20 protein-coding genes and 2 tRNA genes are annotated in these 26,385 nt (G+C 42.6%); 8 read left to right on the forward strand and 14 right to left on the reverse strand.

Translation table 11 applies throughout. From position 1 onward, the window contains the following. The first annotated feature begins 191 nt into the window (after positions 1–191). From gatC to KPY62_RS05735, 5 genes are all read left to right on the forward strand, one after another. Positions 192–506 (forward strand): Asp-tRNA(Asn)/Glu-tRNA(Gln) amidotransferase subunit GatC, encoded by a 315-nt coding sequence (gatC, locus tag KPY62_RS05715; protein WP_216581170.1) that lies wholly within the window; start codon positions 192–194, stop codon positions 504–506. Between the two features lie 130 nt (positions 507–636). Further along, the gene (gene gatA / locus KPY62_RS05720) at positions 637–2,133 is read left to right on the forward strand and encodes an Asp-tRNA(Asn)/Glu-tRNA(Gln) amidotransferase subunit GatA (protein ID WP_216581171.1); all 1,497 of its coding nucleotides are present in this window, start codon (positions 637–639) and stop codon (positions 2,131–2,133) included. Next, positions 2,133–3,647, forward strand: a complete 1,515-nt coding sequence (gene gatB / locus KPY62_RS05725) for an Asp-tRNA(Asn)/Glu-tRNA(Gln) amidotransferase subunit GatB (RefSeq protein WP_216581172.1) — start codon at positions 2,133–2,135, stop codon at positions 3,645–3,647. Before gatA ends, gatB begins: the two co-directional genes overlap by 1 nt. Before the next feature lie 113 nt (positions 3,648–3,760). Further along, positions 3,761–3,837: transfer RNA gene (locus KPY62_RS05730), tRNA-Pro, on the forward strand. 511 nt (positions 3,838–4,348) lie between these two features. Further along, entirely contained in the window at positions 4,349–5,311 is a 963-nt protein-coding gene (locus tag KPY62_RS05735; RefSeq protein ID WP_216581173.1) for a DUF1853 family protein, read from the forward strand. A 141-nt stretch (positions 5,312–5,452) separates the two neighbouring features. Here KPY62_RS05735 and KPY62_RS05740 read toward each other — a convergent pair whose 3' ends face one another. The 7 genes from KPY62_RS05740 to KPY62_RS05770 form a co-directional block, all read right to left on the reverse strand. Then, positions 5,453–5,989, reverse strand: a complete 537-nt coding sequence (locus KPY62_RS05740; RefSeq protein WP_216581174.1) for a DUF2726 domain-containing protein — start codon at positions 5,987–5,989, stop codon at positions 5,453–5,455. A gap of 270 nt (positions 5,990–6,259) precedes the next feature. Next, positions 6,260–7,522 carry an SPOR and LysM peptidoglycan-binding domain-containing protein gene (locus KPY62_RS05745; RefSeq protein WP_216581175.1) on the reverse strand — a complete coding sequence of 421 codons (1,263 nt, stop codon included), beginning with the start codon at positions 7,520–7,522 and terminating at the stop codon, positions 6,260–6,262. 186 nt (positions 7,523–7,708) lie between these two features. Continuing rightward, entirely contained in the window at positions 7,709–9,076 is a 1,368-nt protein-coding gene (gene folC, locus KPY62_RS05750; RefSeq protein ID WP_216581176.1) for a bifunctional tetrahydrofolate synthase/dihydrofolate synthase, read from the reverse strand. A 272-nt stretch (positions 9,077–9,348) separates the two neighbouring features. After that, on the reverse strand, positions 9,349–10,293 hold the full coding sequence (gene accD, locus KPY62_RS05755) for an acetyl-CoA carboxylase, carboxyltransferase subunit beta (protein ID WP_216583165.1): 945 nt from the start codon (positions 10,291–10,293) through the stop codon (positions 9,349–9,351). 224 nt (positions 10,294–10,517) lie between these two features. Beyond that, complete coding sequence (gene trpA, locus KPY62_RS05760; protein WP_216581177.1) at positions 10,518–11,345, reverse strand: tryptophan synthase subunit alpha; 828 nt, start codon at positions 11,343–11,345, stop codon at positions 10,518–10,520. A gap of 252 nt (positions 11,346–11,597) precedes the next feature. Beyond that, the gene (gene trpB, locus KPY62_RS05765) at positions 11,598–12,884 is read right to left on the reverse strand and encodes a tryptophan synthase subunit beta (protein WP_228730583.1); all 1,287 of its coding nucleotides are present in this window, start codon (positions 12,882–12,884) and stop codon (positions 11,598–11,600) included. Positions 12,885–13,197: 313 nt separating this feature from the next. Further along, positions 13,198–13,875 carry a phosphoribosylanthranilate isomerase gene (locus KPY62_RS05770; RefSeq protein WP_216581178.1) on the reverse strand — a complete coding sequence of 226 codons (678 nt, stop codon included), beginning with the start codon at positions 13,873–13,875 and terminating at the stop codon, positions 13,198–13,200. A gap of 179 nt (positions 13,876–14,054) precedes the next feature. Between KPY62_RS05770 and KPY62_RS05775 the strand changes: the two genes are divergently transcribed. Then, on the forward strand, positions 14,055–15,734 hold the full coding sequence (locus KPY62_RS05775) for a cryptochrome/photolyase family protein (RefSeq protein ID WP_216581179.1): 1,680 nt from the start codon (positions 14,055–14,057) through the stop codon (positions 15,732–15,734). A 146-nt stretch (positions 15,735–15,880) separates the two neighbouring features. On the opposite strand, the gene KPY62_RS05780 is transcribed toward KPY62_RS05775, so the two are convergent. Continuing rightward, entirely contained in the window at positions 15,881–16,651 is a 771-nt protein-coding gene (locus KPY62_RS05780) for a DUF4230 domain-containing protein (protein ID WP_216581180.1), read from the reverse strand. A 516-nt stretch (positions 16,652–17,167) separates the two neighbouring features. On the opposite strand from KPY62_RS05780, the gene KPY62_RS05785 reads away from it, so the two are divergent. Further along, the gene (locus KPY62_RS05785; protein ID WP_216581181.1) at positions 17,168–18,886 is read left to right on the forward strand and encodes a proline--tRNA ligase; all 1,719 of its coding nucleotides are present in this window, start codon (positions 17,168–17,170) and stop codon (positions 18,884–18,886) included. Between the two features lie 188 nt (positions 18,887–19,074). Here KPY62_RS05785 and queF read toward each other — a convergent pair whose 3' ends face one another. The 4 genes from queF to KPY62_RS05805 all read right to left on the reverse strand — a co-directional run bounded on the left by queF (position 19,075) and on the right by KPY62_RS05805 (position 23,450). Next, complete coding sequence (gene queF, locus KPY62_RS05790) at positions 19,075–19,941, reverse strand: NADPH-dependent 7-cyano-7-deazaguanine reductase QueF (protein WP_216581182.1); 867 nt, start codon at positions 19,939–19,941, stop codon at positions 19,075–19,077. Between the two features lie 821 nt (positions 19,942–20,762). Further along, positions 20,763–21,572, reverse strand: coding sequence for an ABC transporter permease (locus KPY62_RS05795; protein ID WP_216581183.1), 810 nt, complete (start codon positions 21,570–21,572; stop codon positions 20,763–20,765). Then, positions 21,569–22,531, reverse strand: coding sequence for an ABC transporter ATP-binding protein (locus tag KPY62_RS05800; protein WP_216581184.1), 963 nt, complete (start codon positions 22,529–22,531; stop codon positions 21,569–21,571). Before KPY62_RS05800 ends, KPY62_RS05795 begins: the two co-directional genes overlap by 4 nt. Positions 22,532–22,775: 244 nt before the next feature. Further along, positions 22,776–23,450 (reverse strand): c-type cytochrome, encoded by a 675-nt coding sequence (locus KPY62_RS05805; protein ID WP_216581185.1) that lies wholly within the window; start codon positions 23,448–23,450, stop codon positions 22,776–22,778. A 266-nt stretch (positions 23,451–23,716) separates the two neighbouring features. Between KPY62_RS05805 and KPY62_RS05810 the strand changes: the two genes are divergently transcribed. Then, positions 23,717–23,793 (forward strand) — tRNA-Arg (locus KPY62_RS05810). A gap of 46 nt (positions 23,794–23,839) precedes the next feature. Here the strand turns inward: KPY62_RS05810 and KPY62_RS05815 are convergent. Continuing rightward, positions 23,840–24,871 (reverse strand): SEL1-like repeat protein, encoded by a 1,032-nt coding sequence (locus KPY62_RS05815; RefSeq protein WP_216581186.1) that lies wholly within the window; start codon positions 24,869–24,871, stop codon positions 23,840–23,842. 1,110 nt (positions 24,872–25,981) lie between these two features. Then, a complete protein-coding gene (locus KPY62_RS05820; protein WP_201622980.1) occupies positions 25,982–26,356 on the reverse strand; it encodes a hypothetical protein in 375 nt (124 codons plus the stop codon). Positions 26,357–26,385 lie beyond the last annotated feature (29 nt).

Below are 26,385 nucleotides of genomic sequence, written 5' to 3' on the forward strand. Positions count from 1 at the left end.
TTTTATCCATAAAAGTGCTATAAGTTCATTTTTATTAAGTGAATTTTTGTCGATAATTTTTATAAAACTATTTATATACTGTCCTATTAGCCAACACTAACTCTATGTAAACTAGCGTAGTGATTCACATTTATTATTATCCAGGCGTGTAAAATACTTATCTTTTAACATCGCTCTAAATCGGAGAAATTATGTCACAGCAAACTTCAACTAATGATAGTAGCGTCAGTCGTCAAGAAATCTTAGAAGTGGCCAGTTTGGCTCGGTTGGGTGTCGATGCAGATACCGCTGACAGTTATGCTAATGAGATCAGCAAAGTGTTAGGTTTGATGCATACTTTAGCAGGCGTAAACACTGACGATCTTGCCCCTTTGGCTAATATCCATGAAGCTTGTCAAGACCTACGCGCTGATATTGCCAAACACGATATCAACCGTGAACGCAATCAATCGGTTGCACCAGCAGTTGAACAAGGCTTATACCTAGTACCGCAAGTTATTGAGTAGCCAATCGCTATAACTTTCTAACTATAGTTATTCTTATTTAGTGGCCCTAAGTACTATTATTCCTCTTAACTACCATTATCTTATTCAGTGCTATGACTAGTGCTATCAACGTTATGACGGACGACCCCTTATGTCTGAGATTCATCATTTAAGTACCCAGCAACTGATTGCTGGTTTACAAGACAAACAATTTAGCAGCCTTGAGCTGACCGAACACTATATCAAGCGTATCAATGCTCTAGACAGCAAGATTAATAGCTTTATTACCCATACCTCTGAGACGGCCCTTGCCCAAGCAAAAGCGGCCGATGAGATGCGTGCTCAAGGCGACCAGCGTTTGCTACTCGGCATCCCTATGGCCAACAAAGATATTTTTTGTACTCAAGGGGTATTAACCACTTGCGGTTCAAAAATGTTGCACAACTTCATCTCGCCTTATAATGCGACTATCGTCTCTAATATTGAAAAAGCGGGCATGATTAGCCTTGGTAAGCTCAATATGGATGAGTTCGCTATGGGCTCGGATAATGGTAGCTCATACTACGGAGCTGTTCACAATCCGTGGGATCTAGAACGCGTGCCTGGTGGCTCATCAGGTGGTAGTGCAGCAGCAGTAGCAGCAGGGTTTGTGCCACTAGCTACTGGTAGTGATACCGGCGGCTCTATTCGTCAGCCAGCATCATTCTGTGGCTTAACAGGTATCAAGCCGACTTATGGACGAGTATCCCGCTTTGGTATGATTGCTTATGCTTCAAGCTTAGATCAAGCTGGTAGTATGGGACGTAGCGCTAGAGACTGTGCTTATCTGTTGCAGCCGATGATAGGTCACGATCCACGCGATGCTACTTCTATCAAACACGACATGCCTAACTACGTTCATGACCTTGATGAAGCTGCTGCAAAAGCAGGCGATAAGCCATTTGCAGGGTTGCGTATTGGAGTCGCTAAAGAGTACTTCGGTGCGGGTCTCGACCCTGAAGTCGAAACAGCAGTACGGGCAGCGTTGAAAAAGTATGAAGAGTTGGGCGCCACAATTGTAGAAGTGACTATTACTGATCCTGAGATTACCTTAGCCACTTACTATATGATCGCTACTGCTGAAGCTTCCTCTAACCTGTCACGTTTCGATGGCGTACGCTTTGGTTATCGCTGTGCGGATCCAAAAGATCTTATTGACCTTTATACTCGCTCACGCTCAGAAGGCTTCGGCCCTGAAGTGCAGCGCCGTATCTTAATGGGTACGTATGCACTATCGGCTGGTTACTTTGATGCCTATTATACTAAGGCACAAAAAATACGTCGAATCATTGTTAAAGACTTTGCAGATGCTTTTGCTCATTGTGATGTGATTGCTAGCCCTACAGCACCAACTGCTGCTTATAAGCTCAGTGAAGACTTGGACTCAGCTACTATGTATTTAGGTGATGTCTATACTATTGGGGTCAACTTAGCAGGCCTACCGTCAATCAGTCAGCCAGTAGGACTCACTACTGAGGGCTTACCTGTAGGACTGCAACTTATTGGCCAACATTGGCAAGAGAGTAAGCTGCTGACTACTGCGCATCTGTTCCAACAGCATACCGATCATCATCTACAACATTCTGCTATCGCTAAGGAGACAGTATAATGACTACCGCAACAGCGACTACTACCCCTACTATCCGTAAAGAATTACTAGTTGATGGCTATGAAGTGGTCATCGGTATTGAAATCCATTGTCAGCTCAATACTGATAGTAAAATATTTTCTAGTGCTCCTACTGACTTCGGTCATGAGGCAAATACTCAAGCCAGCATCGTTGACTTAGGTTTGCCAGGCGTATTGCCAGTGCTCAATAGCGGCGTAGTCGAGCGGGCGCTAAAATTCGGTATCGGCGTCGATGCAGAGCTGGGTTTATTTAATACCTTTGATCGTAAAAACTATTTTTATCCCGATCTGCCAAAAGGCTATCAAATCACGCAAATGGCTAATCCAATCGTTGGTCGTGGTCACATCGATGTGCTAGTCAATGAAGGTGAAAAAAGCGAATATCCTAAACGTATAGGTATTACTCGTGCGCATCTAGAAGAAGATGCTGGTAAGTCAGTACATGATGCTGTTGAAGGTATGACTGGTGTCGATCTTAACCGTGCTGGTACACCGTTGATCGAAATCGTTTCTGAGCCTGATATGCGCTCTGCTTCTGAAGCCTTGGCTTACATCAAAGCTATTCATCAGCTAGTTACTTGGCTAGGCATCTCCGACGCCATTATGGCTGAAGGCTCTTTCCGCTGTGACTGTAATGTCTCAATACGTGAGCTTGGCGCTGAACTAGGTACTCGTACTGAACTGAAAAACCTTAACTCCTTTAGAAATATCGAACGCGCTATCAATCGTGAAATTGAGCGTCAAATCGATATCATTGAAGATGGTGGCAAAGTAGTACAAGCCACTATGCTTTATGATCCTGATAAAGATGAAACGCGGGTTATGCGTACTAAAGAAGACGCTAACGACTATCGTTACTTCCCCGATCCTGACTTGCTACCTGTACGTATTGAACAGCATACTGTGGATAGTATCAAAGCCGCCATGCCTGAGCTGCCAGTTGCTCGTCGTGCGCGCCTAGAGCATGACTTAGACTTATCAGAATATGACGCCCGTATCTTAACGGGTAGCCGCCAGCTAGCCGATTACTACGAGGCTGTAGTAGAAGCAACAGGTCAATCACACGCTAAGATTGCCGCTAACTGGGTAATGGGTGATCTACTTGGTGCCCTGAATAAGGACGACAAACCAATTACTGAGTCCCCAATAAGCGCTAAGCAACTAGCTGGCATGTTGGAACGTATCTTCGATGATACCTTGTCTGGCAAAATGGCTAAAAAGGTATTTAGTGCTTTATATGAACGTACGGGTGGCGATACTGATGATGCTGCTGATCAAATCATCGAAGCTCAAGGCCTCAAGCAAGAAACGGATACTGGTGCTATTAAAGCTATTGTCGAAGAAGTCATCGCTAACAATGCAACAATGGTAGAAGAATACCGCGGTGGTAAGCAAAAAGCCTTTAACGGTCTCGTCGGTCAAGTAATGAAAGCCAGTCGTGGTAGTGCTAATCCACAACAAGTTAATGAGATTTTAAAGGTTTTGTTGGATTAAGTAGTTATAATAAATAGCATATACTGGCTATTGAGCGCAGAAACTTATTAATAACCGCAAGCAATAATTAACCCTTGCAATATATAAGATTTTGCGTAAAATAGTCAGTCATTCGGGGCGTAGCGCAGTCTGGTAGCGCACTACACTGGGGGTGTAGTGGTCGCAGGTTCAAATCCTGCCGTTCCGACCAAACATAGATATAGGGTAGACCGTCATTGACTGTCTGCCCTTTATTTTGGGCGTTTTTCAGGTTTGCCGTACTCTATAGGTCTATAGCGTTGTATATAAACTATTAGTGTGGAAAAACTATAGCTTAAAACACCTCAGTATAATGGCGAGTAAAACTGCTATTGATAAAAGCATTAAGTAGCTATTGAATAAAGTGGCTCACCCTTAAAATCGCCGCTAGTATTATCAATACTGCACATATAGCGATCAGAACCGTAGCACTTTAGAACTATCCCTGTTCATATCACTACTACTTATATTCGCTTAAATTAATATATGATTTGAGCTAATCTTAGATTATAAATCAAGTATATAAATATAGTTTTGAGTGGTCTTTATTTGCTGTTACTTTGCCTAAATAGCCCATGAGAATAATAAGTTTGCAACTAGTAGCGATAGATACTCACCCTACCTAGACTTTTATACGCCGAGCCGTTAGGGTAAACTCTTTACTAATTATTATGGTCCACCTTATGACCAAGCCTACCGCTCAGCGTACCTCTACTACTGATAATGCCAGCACTTATACCCCTTGGGAGCAATTTCGCCGTCCTTATGTCCGTGATCTAGCTTACGTGTTAGCCTGCCCTAATGTTTTGACTCAATGGCTCGACTTCGCACCCCATCAAAACAATTCCCCTATTGCCGTACACAGTACCAACTTCTGGCAAGCACAGTTTGACAGTTATCTAATCCGCTTACAGGAACTCGATACTACTCCTGACTATCAACAGTTGACCCGTTACCTATTGACAAGACCGAGTCCGAATCGTTTAGGGTTTCACTTTGAAGGATTATTATCGTTTTGGTTGACTGATGGTTATGCACATGGGCTGCATCCCTATGAAATAGTAGCGAGCAACGTACAGCTATATCAAGGTAAGCAGACTATTGGTGAGCTGGATTTGGTTTTGTATAATCATCATCACAAGGTCACTGAGCACTGGGAATTGGCGATTAAATTCTTTATGGGCTCAGCACCCTTTGCGCCTGAGAATTGGGTCGGTATCAACTCCAATGACAATTTGCAGCGTAAGATGGTCCACATGCAGACTAAGCAGTTTTGTACCCTATGGATAGATACTGAGGATCATGGAAGAGTAAAGATAGATAAGCGTTATGCGGTGATTAAAGGGCGATTTTTTCTACCTATTAATAATAATGACTTTGTTTATCCTGACTGGTTAGCCATCAGCTTTCCTATGCATAGATGGTATGATGGGCAAGATAAAGCTAATCTAGTTGCCTTGGATATAGCTACACTGCGACCAGCGCATTATATAGAGTGGTTTACTAAGCGTGACTTTTATGATGAGCGTCAACAGCCACTATTATGGTCACAGAATGAGGTACCAGTAAGCGGATTGTACTTTGACAATGATAAGCCGCTAGTGATCTACCCTGAGCAAGAGGTGCCAGTAGAAGATAAGCTCTGATGACTGTTAATAACACCCCTATCAATAGCAGTAATAATGCTGTGAAACGTACACCTAGCTATTAATAGGTTTAAAAAAATTCTAAAAACCGCCCATAGCCACTCATTGTTTTTAATGACCTCTAATAGCTTTTTATGAGCTTTAGTAATTCTCAATTACCTGCATAATCTCATATCTCAGCATATCAGCACTTGGCATACGCTCGGCATGAAAGCGTACGATAGCAATACCAGCACTAGCTAACGCCTTATCTTTTTTATCATCGGCTTTTTGTCTAGCTTTACTGCTGTGTGTCCAATCATCCAACTCGATAGCAACTAAGGTAGTTTGGGCATCGATATCTGTAATAACATAATCAACGCTTTGTCGGCAGATACGATTGAACCAAAAGCTGCGTTCTGAGGCCTCCTCACTATTGGCAGTAATAATCCTAGATAGCTGAACTTGCACGAAGACATGGTATTCCGGAAGCGCATTTTGTAGTTTATTAAAAAACAGCACTTCAGTATTGGTCATGATAGGCATAGGCTCAAACGGCCATATAGGCAAATCATCACCACGTACTGGTTCAGGATCTGTCTCTCTGCTAGCAGAGCTAGGCTTAGTCAATAATTTTGGTAAAGTGATTAGCCCTAGAAACCCTACGGCCAACAGCAAAAATATAACCCCAAATGACATAGCTTTACCTTATGTAAAGTTTAAAGCGATTGTGGTTGGTGCCAAACAACCCCAATTAAAACATGGCAGCCATCATTGATTGCCATGGTTATAAAAGAGAGAAAATAAAGTGCGCTTATACTAGCTGAGCTAGTATTAATCAGCAATCTATAAACGATAAAACACGACATCAGATGTCGTGTTAGAGGGTATAGCAACCAACTGACTGCTAATAATAGTAGGAAAGACTTATAACATCGTTTATATAATGCTTTATATCAGCAAAGTAAATCAACGCCAGTAAAGTACCCAAGCACCATTGGAGTTTACTTTAGGATCACTGTCCACTTTATCCTTTAGAGCCAAAGCTGCTATTTTGCCACGCTCAGGACCAACGATAACTCTTACACCTCGACTAGTATTGCTAGTTTTTACTTTATAGCCCGCATCTTTAAACTTCTTCGCGACCTCATCCGCTGATGCTTGGTTACCTGCTAGTGCTACTTGGACACCAAAACTGCCTTTAGCATCCGTTTCTTTGACTTCCTTTCGAGCTTCAACTAGTTTCTGCTGAGCTTGACGTTTAGTTTCAGCAGACCTCTTTGCTTGTGCCTGTTCTTTAGCGCGCGCTTTCTCTGCGGCTGCTGCTTCACGCTCTAGGCGCTGTACTTGTTTACGGGAAGGGATAACTATAGTCTGGCCTAACTGTAGAGTGGCTGACGCAGAGGTGCTATTTGCCTGCGCTAACGCAGCAACTGGCACATTATATTGTCGTGCTAACTTTATTAGACCATCGCCAGGTTTGACTTTATAATCTAAAGTGGAGGTGGGTGCTTCTGTCTTAGCGGCTTTGGCTGCTACCGCTGCCTTTTCTTCAGCTCTTGCTTGTTGCTTAGCGGCTTTTTTTTCAGCAGCCAGTTTTGCCTCTGCTTCACGCTTGGCATCTGCTTTTTTCTTGGCACTATCTTCAGCTTTTGCCTGTTTTTTATCTAATATCTTTTTTTCAGCTTCTGCCTGTTTTTTATCCTCTACTTGTTTTTCAGCTGCTAGTTTTTTTTTGGCTTCTGCTTGTTGTGCTTCCTTGTTAGCAGAGCTAGCAGCCTTAACAGTAGCTGTCGGTACAGTGTTAGTTGCCGTACTTACTCGTGGTTGAACTTTTGGTGCCACCACCTTAGTCTGAGTGCTCTGCAAACTAGTACTATCATCAGCGTCTGGAGTAGTATTTTCAATATAGCGCTGATTTTCGGTACGTGATTTGGCTAATGCTTGAGACTCAGCAGTCTCTTGTTCAATTGAAAATTGCTGGGCACGTTTTTCTTGTTCGGCAACCCGAGCCGTGCGTTCCTTTTGCTTTTGTGCCAAGATACGTTTTTCAGTATCGATATCAGTAGTCAGTGGGGCTGGCGTTGCTTGTTGTGTATCCGCCTTCTGGATCATAACTGACTTATCAGCTGATTTATCATTAGCGCCAATCTGTTGCACCATAGCGAATAGCATGACGCTACCGCCCATAATCATCCCAATGCCCAATAAGGCTTGTCTCGAAAAATTCATCCGTTCACATCTCTTAGTTGGTAAAAAGGTTGATTGAGCGACACACTGTTGCCACTAGCTAGCCGTTTTTAAAACTCAATGACTGTCTGCCACCTTTTTGATTATAAAACATATTCTCAGCGCTGTCTGCTATAGCAGCAATGCTGTGGATTTTGACGGTTGCAGGCTGACTCTAAACTGTAAAACTTAAGCCATATCTAAGGCTACTAGCGTCTCGCCAATAGTATGGAAAGACCCACAAACCACTATTAAGTCTTGTGGCTGAGCCTTAGCTATCACCGCTGCTGTTGCTTGCTGCAAGTCAGCAAAGGCATGAGTATTACTTACATCCACATGACTAGCTAGTACGGTTTTTAACTGCTTTATGGAAGCCGCACGTGGATAATCAATCTCCCCGATAAACCAATCACTAATCGGTAAATTAGCTTGCGTCAAACGTTGTACTACCATCGAGATATCTTTATCACCCAACATAGAGAATAGCATTTTAATAGTTGCAGGTTGCTTATTATCACTGCTTTGACTGTGTTGTTTGGCTTGATTGAGTAGATGATGCTGCCAAAATGGTAACAGCTGCGCTAGTAAAAACTCAACCCCTTGCTCATTATGAGCAACATCAAATAACCAATAACGGTTTTTTAACTCGCGGTAATCGAAACGTCCTGCCAATTTGACGGTAGTGAGAGCTTGCTCAATAGCGTTAGTATCTACTGCTAATGGACTAGCCAACACCGCTGACAGTGCGTTTGCAGTATTCGTTAAAGACAAAGCAGGTCGTGGCAGCTGAAAGGTGACAGCGGCATTGCTATACTGCCAAGTGTTTTCATCGACCACACTATAGCTAAAGTCTTTCCCTACCTGATAGCATCTGGCATTATGCTGATTAATCAATTGCTGCACACTATTAGGCATCTCAGTAGCGCCATAAATCAAGCTGATATTATCACGTAAGATACCCGCTTTCTCGCTCCCTATAGCCTCGACGTTATCCCCTAACCAATCGACATGATCAATACCTATATTAGTAATGACGGCTAAATCGGCATCGATAATATTGACTACGTCTAAGCGGCCCCCAAGCCCGACTTCTAACACCCATACCTCACAGTCGGCTTCTGCAAATATCAACAAAGCCGCTAAAGTAGTCATCTCAAAGAAGGATAAGGTCAATCCGCACTGTAGGCGGGCCGACTCCACTTTATGAAAAGCAGCGATGAGCGTCTGATCACTGACCATCTGGCCATTGATACATACTCGCTCGTTAAAATGGCTAAGATGGGGCGACTGATATAATGCAGTCTTATAGCCTGCTGCTTGGCAAAGTGCACTGATAACTGCAGTGGTTGAGCCTTTGCCATTAGTACCGGCAACCGTAAAGACGTAAGTGTCCTCTTTGGCGGACTGTACGATGCCTAAATGCTCCGCTACGGGCAACACACGTGATAATCCCATATCTATCGCTGATACATGTATCTGCTGCATGTAATCTAGCCATTGGGTCAAGCTAGCATCAGACTTAGGGCTATCAGGGTTACTAGGTAAGGAGACGGACATGGACAAAACCTATATATAAAAGTAATGAAAATAAATAACTAGCTGAAATTTTACCCTAGTGTATAACAACAGCACTGAAAACCAAAATCGAAACCGCAGTTAACAGAGTACTGAAGTCCTTAGAGTGACGCTTACAGCCAACTGTGCCACTAGTATAGAGATAAAACCTGAGCCTAAAAGCAAAAATAGCACTTATCGTCAATTGACAATAAGTGCTATAGATATTTACTTAAAGAATGGTCTTAACCAGCTTCGCTGCTCTAGGTTATCAACTAAGCATCAACGTTAGATTGACTGCACAGCTTAGCTAGTAAGCGATAGGTAGTATCAATCAGCTGATGACGATGAACGACTTCATCAACTACTCCATGCTCTAACAGAAACTCTGCACGCTGGAACGGCTCTTCTAAAGTTTCGCGTACCGTCTGCTCAATAACGCGCTTACCAGCAAAGCCAATCATTGCCTTTGGCTCTGCCAAATGGATATCACCAAGCATAGCTAATGAGGCGGTTACGCCACCATAGACAGGGTTAGTCAATACTACGATGTAAGGAATACCTGCCAGCCTGAGACGCTCGATAGAGGCTGCTGTACGTGCCATTTGCATCAATGACAAGATACCTTCTTGCATACGTGCCCCACCTGATGCTGCAAAACAAATCAATGGCTTACGTTCTGCTAAAGATTTTTCAGCGGCTTGTACGAATCGATCGCCAACTACTGAGCCCATAGAGCCGCCCATAAAGCGGAAGTCAAAGGCACAAGCAACCACTTCTATATTACGTAGTTTACCGTATAGCACTATTAGTGCTTCGCTTTCGCCAGTTTTGGTCTGTGCCTCAAGCATACGCTGTGGATAAGGCTTGCTATCGATAAAGCCTAAAGGATCTTTAGCAGTGAATTCTTGCCCAAGCTCGCCTTCGACTTCATCTAAGAACCATTGCAAACGCTCACGTGCAGACATCGGTAGATGATGATCGCAAAGCGGACAAACATAGCAGTTGAATATCAGGGCTGTATTGGTAATTACTGAATGACAACTGCTACATTTAGTTGAGGGTTCAGTCTCAACGGCGGTTAAAGGAGCCGTCAAGTTCTGTTTAACGCCAGGTACTGGACGATTAAACCAAGAGTTACCAGCCGTATGAGTAGCGGCTACATTGACATCGTTTTCAGTATTAGGTGTGGTTATAGTATCAGTCATATTATTCGCCATCATTAAAGGCTCATCAGCATTTTAGTTGTTGATTAATCGCTGAGAGTTAAATTGGGAGTTAAAGTCAGTCATAATATAAGCGGTGATGAGACACGCCTACCATAATTGTAACAATTCATACGTCACATTAGTTTACACACGTAAACTAAATTTAGCAAAGTCATTCGACTCTGTCATCACTAATATTATAAAAACCAACAGACCATACAATATCTAATCTTTATTTAAGCTTGCTGTAAGCTATCTAACGCACTGCGTAGCTCGTCCATTTTTATCATAATATTTTGCTGAGCACTAGCAACAGCATCAGCATCATTAGCGTCTATACCAGCAAAATTCTGTACTAAGGCACTACCCACAATAATACCGTCAGCATGTTCGCCAATCGCTTTAGCAGAGGCACCATCACGAATACCAAAACCTACGCACACCGGTAAATCAGTTTCTGCTTTAATAGCTTGTACTTGCTTCGCCACATCATCAGTGTCTAAGGTCGCTGAACCAGTGACACCTTTTAGTGATACGTAATAGATGTAGCCACCACAATGAGTCAATACTTGCTGGCGACGCTCAGCTACCGTAGTAGGTGACAATAAAAAAATCTCATTCATCGAATTATCGGTTAGATGCTGAGTAAAGCTGCCGGCTTCTGCTGGTGGCAAGTCGACCATTAAGATACCATCGACCCCTGACTGCTCACATAGCGCCACAAAATTATCATAACCAATGATCTCTACTGGGTTGAGATAACCCATCAAAATAATCGGCGTTTGGCTGTCTTGCTCACGGAACTTTGCCACCATCTTTAGCGCATCACGAGTACTAGTACCAGCGGCTAAAGCTCGCTCACCTGCTAAAGATACTGTTGGGCCATCAGCCATAGGATCTGAGAATGGTAAGCCAAGCTCAATCATATCTGCGCCATGTTTCACTAAGTCATGCAGTAAGCCTACAGTAGTAGTAGGGTTAGGATCACCGGCCATTACGTAAGGAATTAAAGCTTTTTTATTTTGAGCTTTTAAAGTCTCAAAGGTACTTTCAATACGAGTCATAGGATTCTCTAAAATTTAGTTTAAATTTAATTTTTTATTATTTAATCACCCAATAGACGTCCTTGTGCGATCATAAATTTATGCAAAATAGCTATCGAAGTTAGTTGTGGCAGCTTTTATAACCAGATTAATCTAAGACACTGGTTCGCTGCTGCCAACTGTTAATCTTTGCCAAAATAATATTTACCCTCTACTAATTCATAAAAGGCCTTATAAAATATAGCTCAATAATAATTTCAACAATAGAAGCTATTAAAACTCAAGCCCTTCTGCCTTCATGACAGAATGCAAATCTTTGTCACCACGACCAGACATATTAACCACGATGGTTTGATCAGGGGTCATAGTCTTAGCAAGCTTGAGGGCATAAGCAAGCGCGTGAGCTGTTTCAAGGGCCGGGATGATGCCTTCTTTACGAGTGACTTCATGGAAGCCTTCTAAAGCTTCTTTATCCGTACAGCCTACGTATTCAACACGCTTCATGTCTTTTAGGAAGCTATGCTCAGGACCAACACCAGGGTAATCAAGGCCAGCTGAGATAGAGTGTGTTTCTTGGATTTGTCCATCATCATCGGCCATTAGGTAAGTACGGTTGCCATGTAATACCCCGATACGACCGGCGGCTAGTGGGGCAGAATGACGGCCCGTTTCGATACCATCACCAGTGGCTTCAACGCCATACATTTTTACATCAGTATCGTTTAAAAAATCGAAGAACAGGCCGATGGCGTTAGAGCCACCACCTACACAAGCTACTAGCGCATCTGGTAGTTTTCCTGTTTTTTCTAAATGCTGTACGCGTGTTTCTTTACCAATAATCGCCTGAAAGTCACGCACTAATAACGGATAAGGATGCGGACCGGCGACGGTGCCAATAATATAATAAGTAGTATCAACGTTAGTTACCCAATCACGCATTGCTTCGTTCAAAGCATCTTTTAAAGTGCGTGAACCAGAAGTAACGGGCACTACAGTAGTACCCAGCAGACGCATGCGGTAGACATTCATCTTCTGGCGTTCGACATCGTCAGCACCCATGTAGACTACACACTCTAGTCCTAAACGTGCGGCAATCGTAGCTGTGGCAACACCGTGCTGTCCAGCACCAGTCTCAGCGATAATACGTTTTTTGCCGCACATCTTAGCTAATAAGGCCTGACCGATAGCGTTATTCACTTTATGCGCGCCAGTGTGATTGAGATCTTCACGTTTAAAATAAATCTGTGCCCCACCAATCTCATCGCTCAAGCGTTTGGCATGATAAAGCGGGGTTGGGCGACCGACATAATTGACTAAATCATCATGGTACTCTTTCCAAAATGCTGGATCGGCTTTGACTTTATTATATAGCGCTTCTAACTCTTCTAGAGCAGCCATAAGGGTCTCAGAGACAAAACGTCCGCCATGTACGCCAAAATGTCCACGGGCATCAGGATACTGATTAAAGTCTTGCACGTTTTCTGGATTGCTAAAACTATTAACCGCTTCTGGGGTAGAAGAAGACTTAGTAATGGGGGTTTGGTTTGCTACAGAACTCATAATAATTCCTACGATAAGGGGTTTTTTATAGTAATAACTCAAAAAGTTAATGACTTAAATGAGTGGTGAAGAATTAATTTTGAAAAGTGGTGATAAAAATGAGGGATTAGAAGGTTCAAGGACTTGGCCTAGAACCTTAGCAAGCAAATAAACCATGACTAATCATTAAAAACTAAGCGTTGAAAACTTGGTATTCAAGACTAGGTATTCAAAACTTGGCATTGAACAATAAGTATGAAAAGCTAAGTATTAACCACTAGCCACTAAAAACTAGGGATAAAAAACTAAGTATTTAACTCTACTTACTTAAGCTTTAGTTGGCTACTGCTGCACTGTGCGCTGCGCTTTGCCATCGATCGTTTTTAATGGCTTTCATAAAGCTACGCATTTTAGCATTGTCTTTTATACCTTTAGCGCTCTCTATACCGCCACTTACATCGACGCCGTAGATAGGTAAATCTAGAGTAGCAGCGACATTTTGGTCATCGAGGCCACCAGCTAGAATAATTGGTAGCACACTATCAGTCGGTATTAAACTCCAATCGAAGCGAGCGCCAGTACCACCGTACTTATGCTGATGATAAGCATCGAGTAATATACTACTAGCACCTGCTGCTGCAAACTGTTCAATCCTAGCACTAACGCTAGCTAGGGTATGTCGTTGAGTGTCTATACGCAAAGCTTTTATCCAGCGTTTATTGACTAAGCCAGCGAGCTGTTGGCACTGCTCAGGGCTTTCGTCACCATGAAATTGAATGATATCAAAGGCCACTTTTTTAGCCAATTCAATTAGCTCAGCTTCAGCCATATTGACTACTAAAGCTACTACACTGACAAATGCTGGCAGCGCCGCACTTAAAGTTTGCGCTTGCGCCCAACTGACGGCCCGGGGACTTGGCGGATAAAACACTAAACCTACCGCATCTACCCCTAATAGGGCAGCAGTATTTATATCGTCGATTTGGGTGAAACCACAGAATTTTACGTGCATCGTATAACCTTACGAACAGCAAACATTGATTAGGGATAGAATACCAAATGAATCATAAAAAATGCTGGTAATAAATGATGATAATTTGTTATTTAGATAGCAAATGAATTGCATACAAAAACTTATCCTAGCATACTTTTATTCATAGTTTTGTTTATGATTAAAATAAGGATTTCTCAATGTCCACAAAGACAGCAGTAATTGATGATAGTACTAACCAAGTTAACCAACAAGCTGATAATAGTAACCTACCCTCACCCCACTATTTGATGTGGTTTCGCCGTGATTTGCGCCTTCATGACAATACCGCTTTAACAGCCCTCTGCGAACGGGCAGTTACTGAGCATTCTAATGACGGTGTAAATGCTGAAAAAATAAAAGTTTCCGCCGTATATTTTTATACTCCTGAACAGTGGCTTGAACACAATAACTCATTAGCGCAAGTCGATCATATTGCACGCACACTGCCGATCCTTGCTGAAGACTTGCATAAGCAATTAAATATTACTCTAAGCGTCCATGTTTGCTCAGACTTCGCGGCTTGTATAGAGGCTATTAATGAGCTATGCGTTAGTCAAAATGTCAGTTGTATCATGGCCAATCACGAATACGAAGGTAATGAAATCGATCGTGATCGACAGCTAACAGAGCAATTAGCAAACCATAATATTGAGTTTATACGCTGGCATGACCAGTGTGTTTTACCGCCCCTTAGTATCACTACTAACGACGGTGATAGTATGTACAAAGTGTTTACCCCTTTTTACAGAAAATGGCGTGATACCGTAGAAGCCAGTCAAATGCATAGTCATGAAGCTCAACAGCTGGCTAGTAATAAAACCAGCACGGAACCAACAGCGCTAAAATCAGTTTCTGCTAGCGCTCATAACACTGAAGGTAATAGTAGCGAGATAAGCTCATTAGGCGATCAGCTGGTTAATGACTACCAACAAGCTCAGCTTAACAACAAAGAGCTTAAAGGGTACAGTGATAGCACGGCGCAACTTAAGCAGTCACGTGCCGACTATCCTGCTGGAGAGGCAGCGGCTAAGGCACAACTAGCGCAGTTTATAGCTGACGATATTGACAATTACAATGTCAGCCGCGATGTCCCAAGCTTGCAGGCCACTAGCCATATGTCTGCCTACCTGACTATCGGAGCCATTAGTGCTAGAGAGTGCTATATGCAAGTGGCAAGAGCGCAACAACAGTTGGAGGTTAATGATAGTGACAGTGAAGATATCAATCGCTGGATTAGTGAACTGGCATGGCGTGACTTCTATCGTCATGTGCTAGTAGAGAAGCCTGAACTGATTCGGCATCAAGCTTATAAAAATGCTACTGATAAAAAGGTTGACTGGTCTTATGATAAGCAAGACTTTGCCGCTTGGTGTGCCGGTAACACCGGGGTGCCATTAGTAGATGCAGCGATGCGCTGTCTCAATGCGACAGGCTTTATGCACAATCGTTTGCGCATGGTGACCGCGATGTTTTTGACTAAGGATTTGTTGATTGATTGGCGGTGGGGCGAGCGTTACTTTATGCAGCAACTGATAGATGGCGACTTTGCTTCTAACAACGGCGGCTGGCAGTGGAGTGCTTCAACTGGCACCGACTCTTCGCCCTACTTCCGCATTATGAATCCCTTCAGCCAAGCTAAGAGCCATGACCCTGATGCTATCTTTATTAAGACTTGGCTGCCTGAGCTAAAAGCGGTTCCTGCCAGCATCTTACATAGCGAAGATAAGATGCGTAAAGCTTTTAGTAGCGGTGGTAAGTTTGTTAATACTGCCTATCCTGTACCGATAGTGGAACATAAACAAGCTCGACTAGCCGCTATTGCTGAATTCAAGAAATAACTGTTAAAAAACAGCTACTAAAAACGGGCCGTTAAAAAGCAGCCTTTAGTAGACCGCTTTCAATAACAAACTAGCAAACATGATTATGCTAAATCAGCAACCTGAAAATAAACTGCGGTAGATTAACAGATATAGATAAGCGTACTCTAAGACGCTGTGGCGTTACTCATTGGCATCTGACAAGCGCCAGCGCCTTGCGTGTTGACCTTAACGGTCGCCCCTGTTAAAGAAAACAGCTGCTGCAACTGAGTTTGAGCGTTTTCAAGAGCGATAGTCATAACATCGCCGCGACAAGCGCGCTCTAGTACTTCTTTTTTGGCCATGCTCTGTGCTTGCGCCAAAATAGTAGGGTCTACTTGCATCATGCCGAATACCCCAGTTTGCCAATCATAAATCTCTATATCGTCCAAATACACCGCAAATATCTCTGAGGGCGGTATAGTGATAATGATCTGCGGCATAGTAGAGATAGGGTTATTAGCATCGATAGACTGTGCGCCCTTATCCTCTACATTGAGCGGTTCAGCAGGCTGCACTACTTGTACCATCTCAGGAGTCAAAGCACTTAAATCGATACCCGCTTGCACACGACCTTTAGCGATAAATAAAGCCTTTTGCTCATCTTGCCACAACTTCATCCAACTGCCCGTGCGTTCGCTAGTAATGATAGTATCTACGTTAAAAGCCACCGTCTGTAAACGATTGAGCTGCTGAATCCGAGTCACTACCCCTTCGCGAGTGATAGTATTGATTTCCGGCTCATCTTGACTGCTTTGAGAAATATAAATAGCCGCTACTAAAGCTGCCAAACCAACAATCAGCAATAACCAAGACATTTTTGCAATGGCTGGTTTTGATTTAGGCTGCTTACTAAGCGCACTATCGCCATTGACAGGTTTATGGTCAGACGCGGTCATATCAGCTACCTTATAAAAGTTATTAATAATAGATAAAAGCGCTACAAGCGTTAGATACTTTGCTATAAATGCTGCTTGCTAGCCGTCAGTTCAAGTAACCGCTACTATATCTCTACACAATTGCTGGGAGAGCAGGTAACTATAGTCAGGTAGCTATAGTAAGGCCCATTCTGCTATCTTGCTATAAAAATTAGCCCATAGATGTTTATTAGTAGCATAATTTATCGGTTTAAGCTTAGTTATAGTTGAAAAGATAAAAAGTCATTGCGTCTTAGGCGAACTTTACCTACCATAGTCCATAGCTGTCTATGCTAGATTGTCTCTATGCTGTATAAGCGCAATTAACTATCAAGCTACTGCCTTGATAAGTACTTATTATAAGTATAGCTATGGACACCCTAACCGTTAGATATCCCCCACTAAGAAGGCAAGTCGAAGGTGAGATTAAGCTATTAATCGAACTCCCAGTGCCTTATTTATTTATTGTTTGATCGTTGATAAGGTTACGCTTTATTTATGAAAGCCAGTCAGTTTTTGTTCGCTACGCTAAAAGAGACTCCGAGTGATGCCGATATCGCCTCAAGCCAACTAATGGTTCGTGCCGGTCTTATCCGCAAAATCGCTTCTGGGTTATATATATGGTTGCCGCTAGGTTTGCGAGTCCTGCAAAAAGTCGAGCGTATTGTTCGTGAAGAGATGCAGAATGTCGGTGCGCAAGAAGTGCTAATGCCCATGACTCAGCCTGCTGAGCTCTGGCAAACCACTGGCCGCTTCGATGATTACGGTCCTGAGCTGTTACGCTTTAAGGATCGTCACAATCGCGACTTCGTATTGGGGCCTACTCACGAAGAAGTTATTACTAACTTGGCACAAGGTGAACTACGTAGTTATAAGCAACTGCCTATTACCTTTTTCCAAATTCAGAATAAGTTCCGTGATGAAATTCGTCCTCGCTTTGGCATAATGCGCGCTCGTGAATTCACTATGAAAGATGCCTATTCTTTCCATGTCGATCAAGCTTCATTAGCCAAGACTTATCAAGAAATGTTCGAAGCTTATGTGCGTATCTTTACCCGTCTGGGTTTAGACTTCCGTGCTGTACAAGCCGATACTGGCTCGATTGGTGGCTTTGCCTCACACGAGTTCCATGTGCTGGCTGATAGCGGTGAAGATGATATCGCCTTCTCCGATGCCTCTGATTATGCGGCTAACGTCGAACTTGCTGAGTCAATCAGTACTGCTGAGCGTCAAGCGCCTACTGCAGAACGTGCAGATGTACTCACTGAGAATATGCCTACTTGTGAATCAGTCGCTGAACATCTAGATATTCCATTGGCAACTACTGTCAAGACCCTCATCGTCCATGGACATACTATGGAAGGCGAGGCCCAGCTTATCGCTTTAGTATTACGTGGTGATCATAAGCTCAACACTATTAAAGCGGAAAAAATAGAAGAAGCTGATATGCCTTTAACTATGGCTTCTGAAGAAGAGTTAAAAGCAGCTGGCCTACATAAAGGGTATATTGGCGTTGAGCTAGATATTCCAGTATTCGTTGATCGTGCAGCAGCAGCGCTCTCCGACTTTGTTTCCGGTGCTAATAAAGTTAATAAACATACTACTGGAATGAACTGGGCTCGCGACGCTAATATTACCCGTATCGTCGATATTCGCAATGTCAATGAAGGCGATCCTTCTCCTGATGGTAAAGGTACTTTACAGATCAAACGTGGTATCGAGGTTGGTCATATCTTCCAGTTGGGTGATAAGTACTCACAAGCGATGAACTGTAGCGTCTCGGGTGAAGATGGCAAGCCAGTTATCTTGATGATGGGCTGTTATGGTATTGGTGTTAGCCGCATTATTGCCGCTGCTATCGAACAGAATCATGATGAAAATGGTATCATGTGGCCAGTAACTCCTAACGTTGATGATTCGCTAGCGCCTTTTGAAGTAGCTATCGTACCGATGAAATCTAAAGAAGATACGGTGATGCAAACCGCTACTGCTCTATATGAAGAGCTAAAAGCGGCTGGTATGAATGTATTGCTCGATGATCGTAATGAGCGTCCAGGCGTTAAGTTTGCTGATTTGGAATTGATCGGTATTCCACATCGTATCGTCGTCTCAGATCGTAACCTTGCTGAAGACAAGTATGAGTACGTCAATCGCCGTGATGGTGAAAAGCTGATGCTTAGCCGTGATGAAGTATTAGCAAAAATTAATGCTAAGTAGCTTATTATTTACTAACTTAGTATTAAATATAGCTTAGCATAATGATAATCAGTATAAAAAGGGCCTATCTTATTAAATAAAATAGGCCCTTTTTTGGTTATAGTCTGGATTCTTTATAGTCTACATTGGCTATTAAGCTGCTTTATTCACAGACTAGTTTATTTATAGACGGCCCCTCATCAATAGCCTTATTGACGGATTAGACGACTCGGCTTAGGTAATAAACTTAAATCACTAACTCGGCAAGGATTAATATCGATACCGCCGCGGCGTGTATACCAAGCTCTTACCATTAATTCACTCGGTTGAAAATGCTGACTTAAATCAGCAAATATCTGCTCTACACATTGCTCGTGAAAGCCATTATGCTGACGAAAGCTTAATACGTAACGCAACATATCGGCATGAACAATTGTGCTGATGCTGGTCATCGTAACGGCTAAGGTGCCCCAATCTGGCTGATTGGTCACTGGACAATTACTACGTAACAGGTTGGAGTAAAAACTAACGCTCTGCTGCGCTTGCTGTTGTTTATTAGCATTATTGTCTGACACACCCTTTAATAGAGAAGCGTCAGGATGCAGGGTTAACGTTACCTTGTCTGTACACTCTGCTAAGGCATCATCGATACTAACCCCTTCTGGCTCAATGATTAGTAGCCTCGAGTGCATATCATCTAACGCTATTAACTCGACGCTTACCTGTGCTTGGACGCAAGCTGATAGGTCTCTGGCAAGCAGGGTTTGTACTTGTTGCCAGTTGGTGAACTCAGTAAAGTTAATGCTATTTAAGTACAGCTTTAACGATTTGGACTCAACGATATAGGCTGAAGTCGCTGGAATACTAAAACGAGCCATTGCTACTTGCGAGATACCTTGCAGATTAAGCCATGACATCTCAAAAGCATGCCACCAGTCCAGACCCACTTGCAGCTTGTCCTGTTGCCAGCCGATAACATCACGGCCCCTGCTACGAGCAATCGGATATAGCGTCTCTGGGCTGTACTGAGTTGGATAGTCAGTAGTTTGCTCACCTAAAATACCGTGAATACTCATAAATTACCTTTGAAATTCGCCATAACTTTAAAAAAGAATAGTCATGTATAAAAAGAGAACTATTTTACCTTAATATAGGACGTGTTGAAAAACCATTACTGAATCTCGCATTTTAAAACCAAGCTACCTTACAATAATTATGTCACGATGTTAAACACGTAGGCTGAGCAGAGCTTGCTTCCCCAAACATCAGCGAGTGAGACTAATCTATGGGTTCTGTTACCTTAGCACCAACTTGCCTCGCATAAATTATGATCGATGGCTCATTAGTAGGTTGGGCAGAGCTTGCGACCCCCAACAGCTTTGCTTGCTATGTCATAACCATAATTTGGTAGAATAAGTAAGGTGACGCCCCACACACCATTTTTTAGCGGTGAATGTTATAGGCATAGAGTGACTTTATCCAAGCGTAACCCACCCTACAAGACATTAACTTAGAGTGTCTATAACTCTATAGTTGAACGCAGCTTGCGATCCCTAACCTTACATCGCTACTCTTGAATTACTTGGCGCTTTTTAGCCTCGACTGTAGCGGTTATCCTTGTCCGATTGCTAGGTTGCGACGGCTTGGCTGGGCAGAGTCTCGCGGCAGCAGGAAGCTGCTCAGCCATTAGCCGATGCCCTAACAGACTGGCAAGATAATAGCGGACGGCGGGATCAGCTAGCAAAAATCAAATCATCGACAATAAACTCTCATAGAATTAGATACCAGTTATTTACTATTAGAAATAATGAAAAAATGTCCCTCTATAGCGAGCATAAAAAAAGCCCAACCACGTTGGACTTTTTATAGAGCTCTACTCTAGCTGTCAGCAATCCATCTACAAGCGAATGCGTGAACCATTACTAAGTAAGCGATAGCAGATAATATAGAATATTACGCAGAAGGCAAAAATAGCCGCCATTGAGGACCAAACGTTGACATCAGAATAGCCTAAAATACCATAACGAAAAGCGTTAACCATATAGACAATTGGGTTTAATAAAGAGATATTTTGCCAAAAGCTGGATAAGTCTTCCATTGAGTAAAACACCCCACCCAAAAAGGTTAGAGGCGTTAATACAAAGCTTGGAATAATAGAGATATCATCAAAAGAACGAGCATATACAGCGTTAATAAAACCGCCTAACGAGAACAAGATAGAAGTACCAAGCACCGTAAATATAGTGATGAATAAATGCTCTACCCCCAATTCAGTGAAGAACAGCGCCACGATTGAAACAATGATGGCAATAGTCAGACCGCGGAAAACACCACCGCTAACGTAGCCCATCAAGATTGCATGCTTAGAGACTGGAGAGACTAATATCTCCTCGATACTAGCGGTAAACTTAGCGCTAAAAAAGCTCGATACTACGTTCGAGTAGCTGTTGGTAATTACCGCCATCATAATCAAGCCTGGGACGATGAACTGCATATAAGGCACACCGCCCATTTCGCCAACTCTATCGCCTATCATCGTCCCAAAAATCACAAAATATAGCGCCATAGTGATCACTGGCGGTAGTAATGTCTGCGGCCAAATACGTAATATTCGGCGAATCTCTTTCATAAATATAGTATTAAAAGCTATCCACTTCTTGTTCCATGACACAGTTTCGTTAGGATCTATTCTTATCTCCTTACTCATAACCCTGCCTCCTTCATACTGTCAGCGCTTTGAATATTCTTATCTACTAAACGCATAAATAGCTCTTCTAAGCGGTTTGATTTATTACGCATACTGGCCACTGCAATATTTAGGTCAGTCAATTGCTCAAATACACAGTTAAGACTCTCGCCTTTACTTAAGGTAACTTCTACTGTCAGCTCATCAGGCTGGGTAATTGCCGTGACTTTGTCGATCACTAGCGGCTGATTAAGGGGCTGCTCTAAGTCTAATACAAAAGTCTCAACCGATAACTGGCCAAGCAAATCTTTCATTTCAGTATTAATACGGATTTCACCATGATCTAAAATAGCGATGCGCTTGCACAGCTGTTCAGCTTCCTCTAAATAGTGAGTAGTCAGAATGATAGTGGTGTTCTCTTCGACGTTGATCTGTTGCATAAACTCCCACATTGAACGGCGTAGCTCGATATCTACCCCAGCCGTGGGCTCATCAAGAATCAACAGCTTAGGTTTGTGAATCAGCGCTCGGGCAATCATCAAGCGTCGTTTCATACCGCCAGATAGCTCGCGGGACTTACTGTCGCGCTTATCCCATAGTCCTAAAGCTTTAAGCAGACGCTCAGCACGTGGCTTAGCTTCTTTAGCAGGGATGCCAAAATAACCCGCTTGGGTGATGATGATATCTTCTACTTTTTCGAACATGTTGAAATTGAACTCTTGCGGTACTATACCTAGATACTGCTTGGCAATGGAAGGGTTCTCTAGCAAGTCAATACCGAATATCTTCACGCTACCGGCAGTCGGCTTAAACAGCGAGCTGATGATACCAATCATCGTTGACTTACCAGCACCGTTAGGTCCTAATAAGGCGAAAAAACCACCTTGAGGGACGACTAAGCTCACGTCTTTCAACGCTGAAAAGCCATTATCATAAGTTTTGGATAAATGCTCGATAGCAAGTGCAGGTACTTCAGACATGAAGGCCTCTTTGTTATATATTTAAGAATGATTAAAAAAGTATCTAAGGCCTTAATGTGAGGCTAGTTATAATCGATTTCAACTGCCTACGCCTATAACGATGAGATAAGAGTAACTTATCGACTATTTAAAGTCACTAAACAATAGGTTCGAGCAATATATTGAAGTAAATGCCAAAAATAAAAAAGCACCGACTTTAGCTAATAAAGTAGGTGCCCTATAAACTCAATAATATTGCTAGCCGTTAGCTGGCTTCACCAACCATATAATCAACAGCGTTTTGTACTTCTTCATCAGGGATATCAGCCCCGCCTTTGGCAGGCATAGCGTTATAACCATTTATTGCATGAGTGTATAGCGTCTCTTTACCTTGCGCTATACGAGGTCCCCAAGCACCAGCATCACCTAGCTTAGGTGAGCCTAACAAACCTGCTGCATGGCAAGTATGACAGACGGCATTATAAACAGCGCCACCGTCGCGAGGGCCATCACCAGCCGAGGGGCCAGAAGAACGTGCCGTTACATCACAAATCTCGCCGTCTTCAAAACAAACCTGACCTACAGGCTGAATACGGGCAATTAGATTTGGATAAAGAGCAATAAGCTTCTGAACTTGTGGAGTATCTTCAGGAATAGGCTCTTCATCAACAACCGCAGCAGCCATGGCAGGAGCAGCAGCAACTGCCGCTGGATCTTCAGCAACAGCACCATCAGCTGCGCCAGTAGTATCCGCAGCAGCTTGAACTTCATCACCTAATGCTACAGGAGCTTCAGCGGCTACTGCAGGAGCTTCAGTCGCCGTATCTTCTGCTACTGCAGAGATAGCTACAGGAGTGTCTACAACTTCTTCAGCTTGGCTCACCGCGATACTAGCGATTCCTAGAATGGCAGCTGCCGATAACATCACTACTTTTCTCATTCGTCACGTTCTCTTATATCTTGTACAAATGGCTAGCAATAGTTAAATATATTATTCAACGTATATCAACTCTACTAGTACACTTGTAATCGGTGGTCATTGATAGTTATTTCCCCTATCATTATAAGGGAAAAGAGGGGTAAATTGCCATGCCTGTTTGCTGACTATAGTGTTTTTTATAAAGAAACATCGATAACAAGCTTTGTTGATTGGCTTTATAGCTTTTATTTGTTAGACTAGGCGGTCTTAATTTCAAGCCTAACAATGCGCTCGTAGCTCAGTTGGATAGAGTATCGGTCTCCGAAGCCGAGGGTCGTGGGTTCGATTCCCGCCGAGCGCACCACTCTTCGCATTATCCCTTTATTATTACCTCTTACTCCTGTAAAGACTCAGCCATTTAACATCTGAAACTTATCACAGCCATTCTGATTGCCACTATCACATGATTTACCAAACCATTCTTTGGCCTCAACGTAACTATGGCGAACGCCTAAACCTTTCTCGTAACTTAATCCTAGATTATACTGCGAGTTGGAGTGTCCTTGATCAGCAGCTTTTCGATACCATTTTGCTGCTGTAGCCGGATCCTGAACGACCCCTAAGCCTTTCTCGTAACTTAATCCTAGATTATATTGGGAGTTAGCATGCCCTTTGTCAGCGGCTTTTTGATACCACTTCGCTGCTGTAACGAAATTTTGTAAAACCCCTCTACCATTATCGTACATTATCCCAAGAGTAGACTGAGAATTGACATGGCCCTGATCAGCAGCTTTTGTATACCATTTCGCTGCTGTGACAAAATTTTGTAAAACCCCTCTGCCATTATCGTACATTATACCTAGGCTAGACTGAGAGTTAGCATGGCCTTGCTCAGCAGCTTTTTTATACCACTTCGCTGCTGTAGCGGAATTCTGCAAAACCCCTCTACCATTATCGTACATAGACCCGAGACTAGACTGTGAATCGATATGGCCTTGCTCAGCAGCTTTTCTATACCACTTCGCTGCTGTAACGAAATCTTGTAAAACCCCTCTGCCATTATCATACATTACTCCAAGACTAGACTGAGAATCAGCATGGCCTTGATCAGCAGCCTTTCGATACCACTTCGCTGCTGCAACAGAGTTTCTTACTGTTCCTCTACCTGATTCGTAGATTAACCCAAGATTAGATTGAGAATCGATATGTCCTTGATTAGCCGCTTTTCTATACCACTTCGCTGCCATGGTAGGGCTTCTACGCACCCCCTTGCCGCTATCATACATTAAGCCCAGATTAAACTGGGCGGATATGTCTCCATGCTCTGCTGAGCTTTTAATGGCTGCAATATCTACTGCCAACGCTGATACAGGTATTTTTAATAACAACCCCAACACCATGACTTTATAAATAAGCATCTGTTTTAGCGCTTGTAGATTCATCTTTCTTCCTTGAGGAAAATAAGAGTAATGATGATTGAACTATCCGGAGAGTCTTGGTAGGGAGATTAGTAACTCAAGCTGCTACTGAGTGTTTTTGGTCACCTTGTTATGATTCAGGAAAGCCTTAAGTTTGTAGTAATATAAAATTTTTTGTTCTTTATGCGTCTTTTCGTTTATCTTTTTGTTCATTTGTTTCTCTATTGTCGCAGTTTAATAGTAGATCAACAAGGTTAATTAGTCTTTAGAATCACTTATAGCTAGGCAGGAATCTTATTGGAAATATTAGAGGTTTGCTGATGCAACTAGCCGTCCTATAAGGGCTTAGAATAAACTATTGATTTACAAAGCTTATCGATTTTACCGAATATTGCTAATCGCGCTTATAGGGCTTGATCGAGTTTATGACAACTAGAAATAGATTACAAAACTTAACGACTCGAAGACTCTAATATCAGAGCTTTCTACCTTCTGAGTCGTAGTACCTGAGCAATATCATGGAAAACTTAATTAAGTTATTATTAATACTGTCTTTCACTAGCTTGAATTAATATCATAATTGGACAAACTCTAAAAAATATACTGGCTTATATCCTGATAGATAAACCTAAGTAGTGAGTAAGTTTTATAGCAGAAAAAAAGGGGGCTTACCCTAAATCTAGAGTCAGCACCCTTTTTGTGTTTTGATCCGCTGCACCATAGTGGGAGACCTATCTGGCAGGACAGCAAGTGCCGTTATGGGCTCTGTAAAGCTTGATAGGCTTAGTAACAGATGAAAATTGCTGGGGTATGCGTTGCTCGCTGTACCATTAATAGGTTAATAAAGCCGCATGGATTGGAAGGATTTTGCCGTGGTAAGGATAAAGTTCCTCCCAAGAGCGCTGTTAATCGACATACGGACTTTCTAGTTTGCGATGACTGGCGTCAAAAACCCATAAGGGTCGTTGCAGTCTAGTAATAAATCGACCGTAGCAGAACTACGTTTTTAACAAAAACTATAGTTTAGGCACTAGCATTAAGATAATAGTGAGCTTTACGCTATTTGCAGTAGTTTTTGTCAGAGATGATTATAGATAACTTTTTAATCTAACTATCTAGTTAATCCATACCTATTCAGTCCATATGCTGCAAACTTATAGCGATTTGCGTACGGTTAGGCACTCGATGATAATTCATCACTGGCACCTCACCTAAACGACGCTGACCAACAGCTATCTTTTTATCAATAGTAATCATAGCGATCTTCACCCCCTGCTTACTGATCAATAAATGACTGCCTTTACGAGCTACTCGATAATCAGGGAAGTGCTGCTTAATTAATTTCAAAGTTTTTTGTAGAGCATCATTATTGGGTAAAGTCGCACTCGTGGCCAAATTGCTTGGTTTACTCTTATTATTAGGCTTCTCGTTGCTACGTGACTTTGCTAATAACCATAAAGCCGCAACAACTGCTAATAATATGACAAGCCACCAAATTCCATCTATCATAACTATGCATCCATTATTAGCTAAGGTAA

Source organism: Psychrobacter sp. TAE2020 (assembly GCF_018919485.1).
Taxonomy (GTDB): Bacteria; Pseudomonadota; Gammaproteobacteria; order Pseudomonadales; family Moraxellaceae; genus Psychrobacter.

Coding starts and splice junctions, on each gene's coding strand:
- gatC (WP_216581170.1), top strand. CDS start 192: ATGTCACAGCAAACTTCAACTAATGATAGTAGCGTCAGTCGTCAAGAA.
- gatA (WP_216581171.1), top strand. CDS start 637: ATGTCTGAGATTCATCATTTAAGTACCCAGCAACTGATTGCTGGTTTA.
- gatB (WP_216581172.1), top strand. CDS start 2,133: ATGACTACCGCAACAGCGACTACTACCCCTACTATCCGTAAAGAATTA.
- KPY62_RS05735 (WP_216581173.1), top strand. CDS start 4,349: ATGACCAAGCCTACCGCTCAGCGTACCTCTACTACTGATAATGCCAGC.
- KPY62_RS05740 (WP_216581174.1), bottom strand. CDS start 5,989: ATGTCATTTGGGGTTATATTTTTGCTGTTGGCCGTAGGGTTTCTAGGG.
- KPY62_RS05745 (WP_216581175.1), bottom strand. CDS start 7,522: ATGAATTTTTCGAGACAAGCCTTATTGGGCATTGGGATGATTATGGGC.
- folC (WP_216581176.1), bottom strand. CDS start 9,076: ATGTCCGTCTCCTTACCTAGTAACCCTGATAGCCCTAAGTCTGATGCT.
- accD (WP_216583165.1), bottom strand. CDS start 10,293: ATGGCGAATAATATGACTGATACTATAACCACACCTAATACTGAAAAC.
- trpA (WP_216581177.1), bottom strand. CDS start 11,345: ATGACTCGTATTGAAAGTACCTTTGAGACTTTAAAAGCTCAAAATAAA.
- trpB (WP_228730583.1), bottom strand. CDS start 12,884: ATGAGTTCTGTAGCAAACCAAACCCCCATTACTAAGTCTTCTTCTACC.
- KPY62_RS05770 (WP_216581178.1), bottom strand. CDS start 13,875: ATGCACGTAAAATTCTGTGGTTTCACCCAAATCGACGATATAAATACT.
- KPY62_RS05775 (WP_216581179.1), top strand. CDS start 14,055: ATGTCCACAAAGACAGCAGTAATTGATGATAGTACTAACCAAGTTAAC.
- KPY62_RS05780 (WP_216581180.1), bottom strand. CDS start 16,651: ATGACCGCGTCTGACCATAAACCTGTCAATGGCGATAGTGCGCTTAGT.
- KPY62_RS05785 (WP_216581181.1), top strand. CDS start 17,168: ATGAAAGCCAGTCAGTTTTTGTTCGCTACGCTAAAAGAGACTCCGAGT.
- queF (WP_216581182.1), bottom strand. CDS start 19,941: ATGAGTATTCACGGTATTTTAGGTGAGCAAACTACTGACTATCCAACT.
- KPY62_RS05795 (WP_216581183.1), bottom strand. CDS start 21,572: ATGAGTAAGGAGATAAGAATAGATCCTAACGAAACTGTGTCATGGAAC.
- KPY62_RS05800 (WP_216581184.1), bottom strand. CDS start 22,531: ATGTCTGAAGTACCTGCACTTGCTATCGAGCATTTATCCAAAACTTAT.
- KPY62_RS05805 (WP_216581185.1), bottom strand. CDS start 23,450: ATGAGAAAAGTAGTGATGTTATCGGCAGCTGCCATTCTAGGAATCGCT.
- KPY62_RS05815 (WP_216581186.1), bottom strand. CDS start 24,871: ATGAATCTACAAGCGCTAAAACAGATGCTTATTTATAAAGTCATGGTG.
- KPY62_RS05820 (WP_201622980.1), bottom strand. CDS start 26,356: ATGATAGATGGAATTTGGTGGCTTGTCATATTATTAGCAGTTGTTGCG.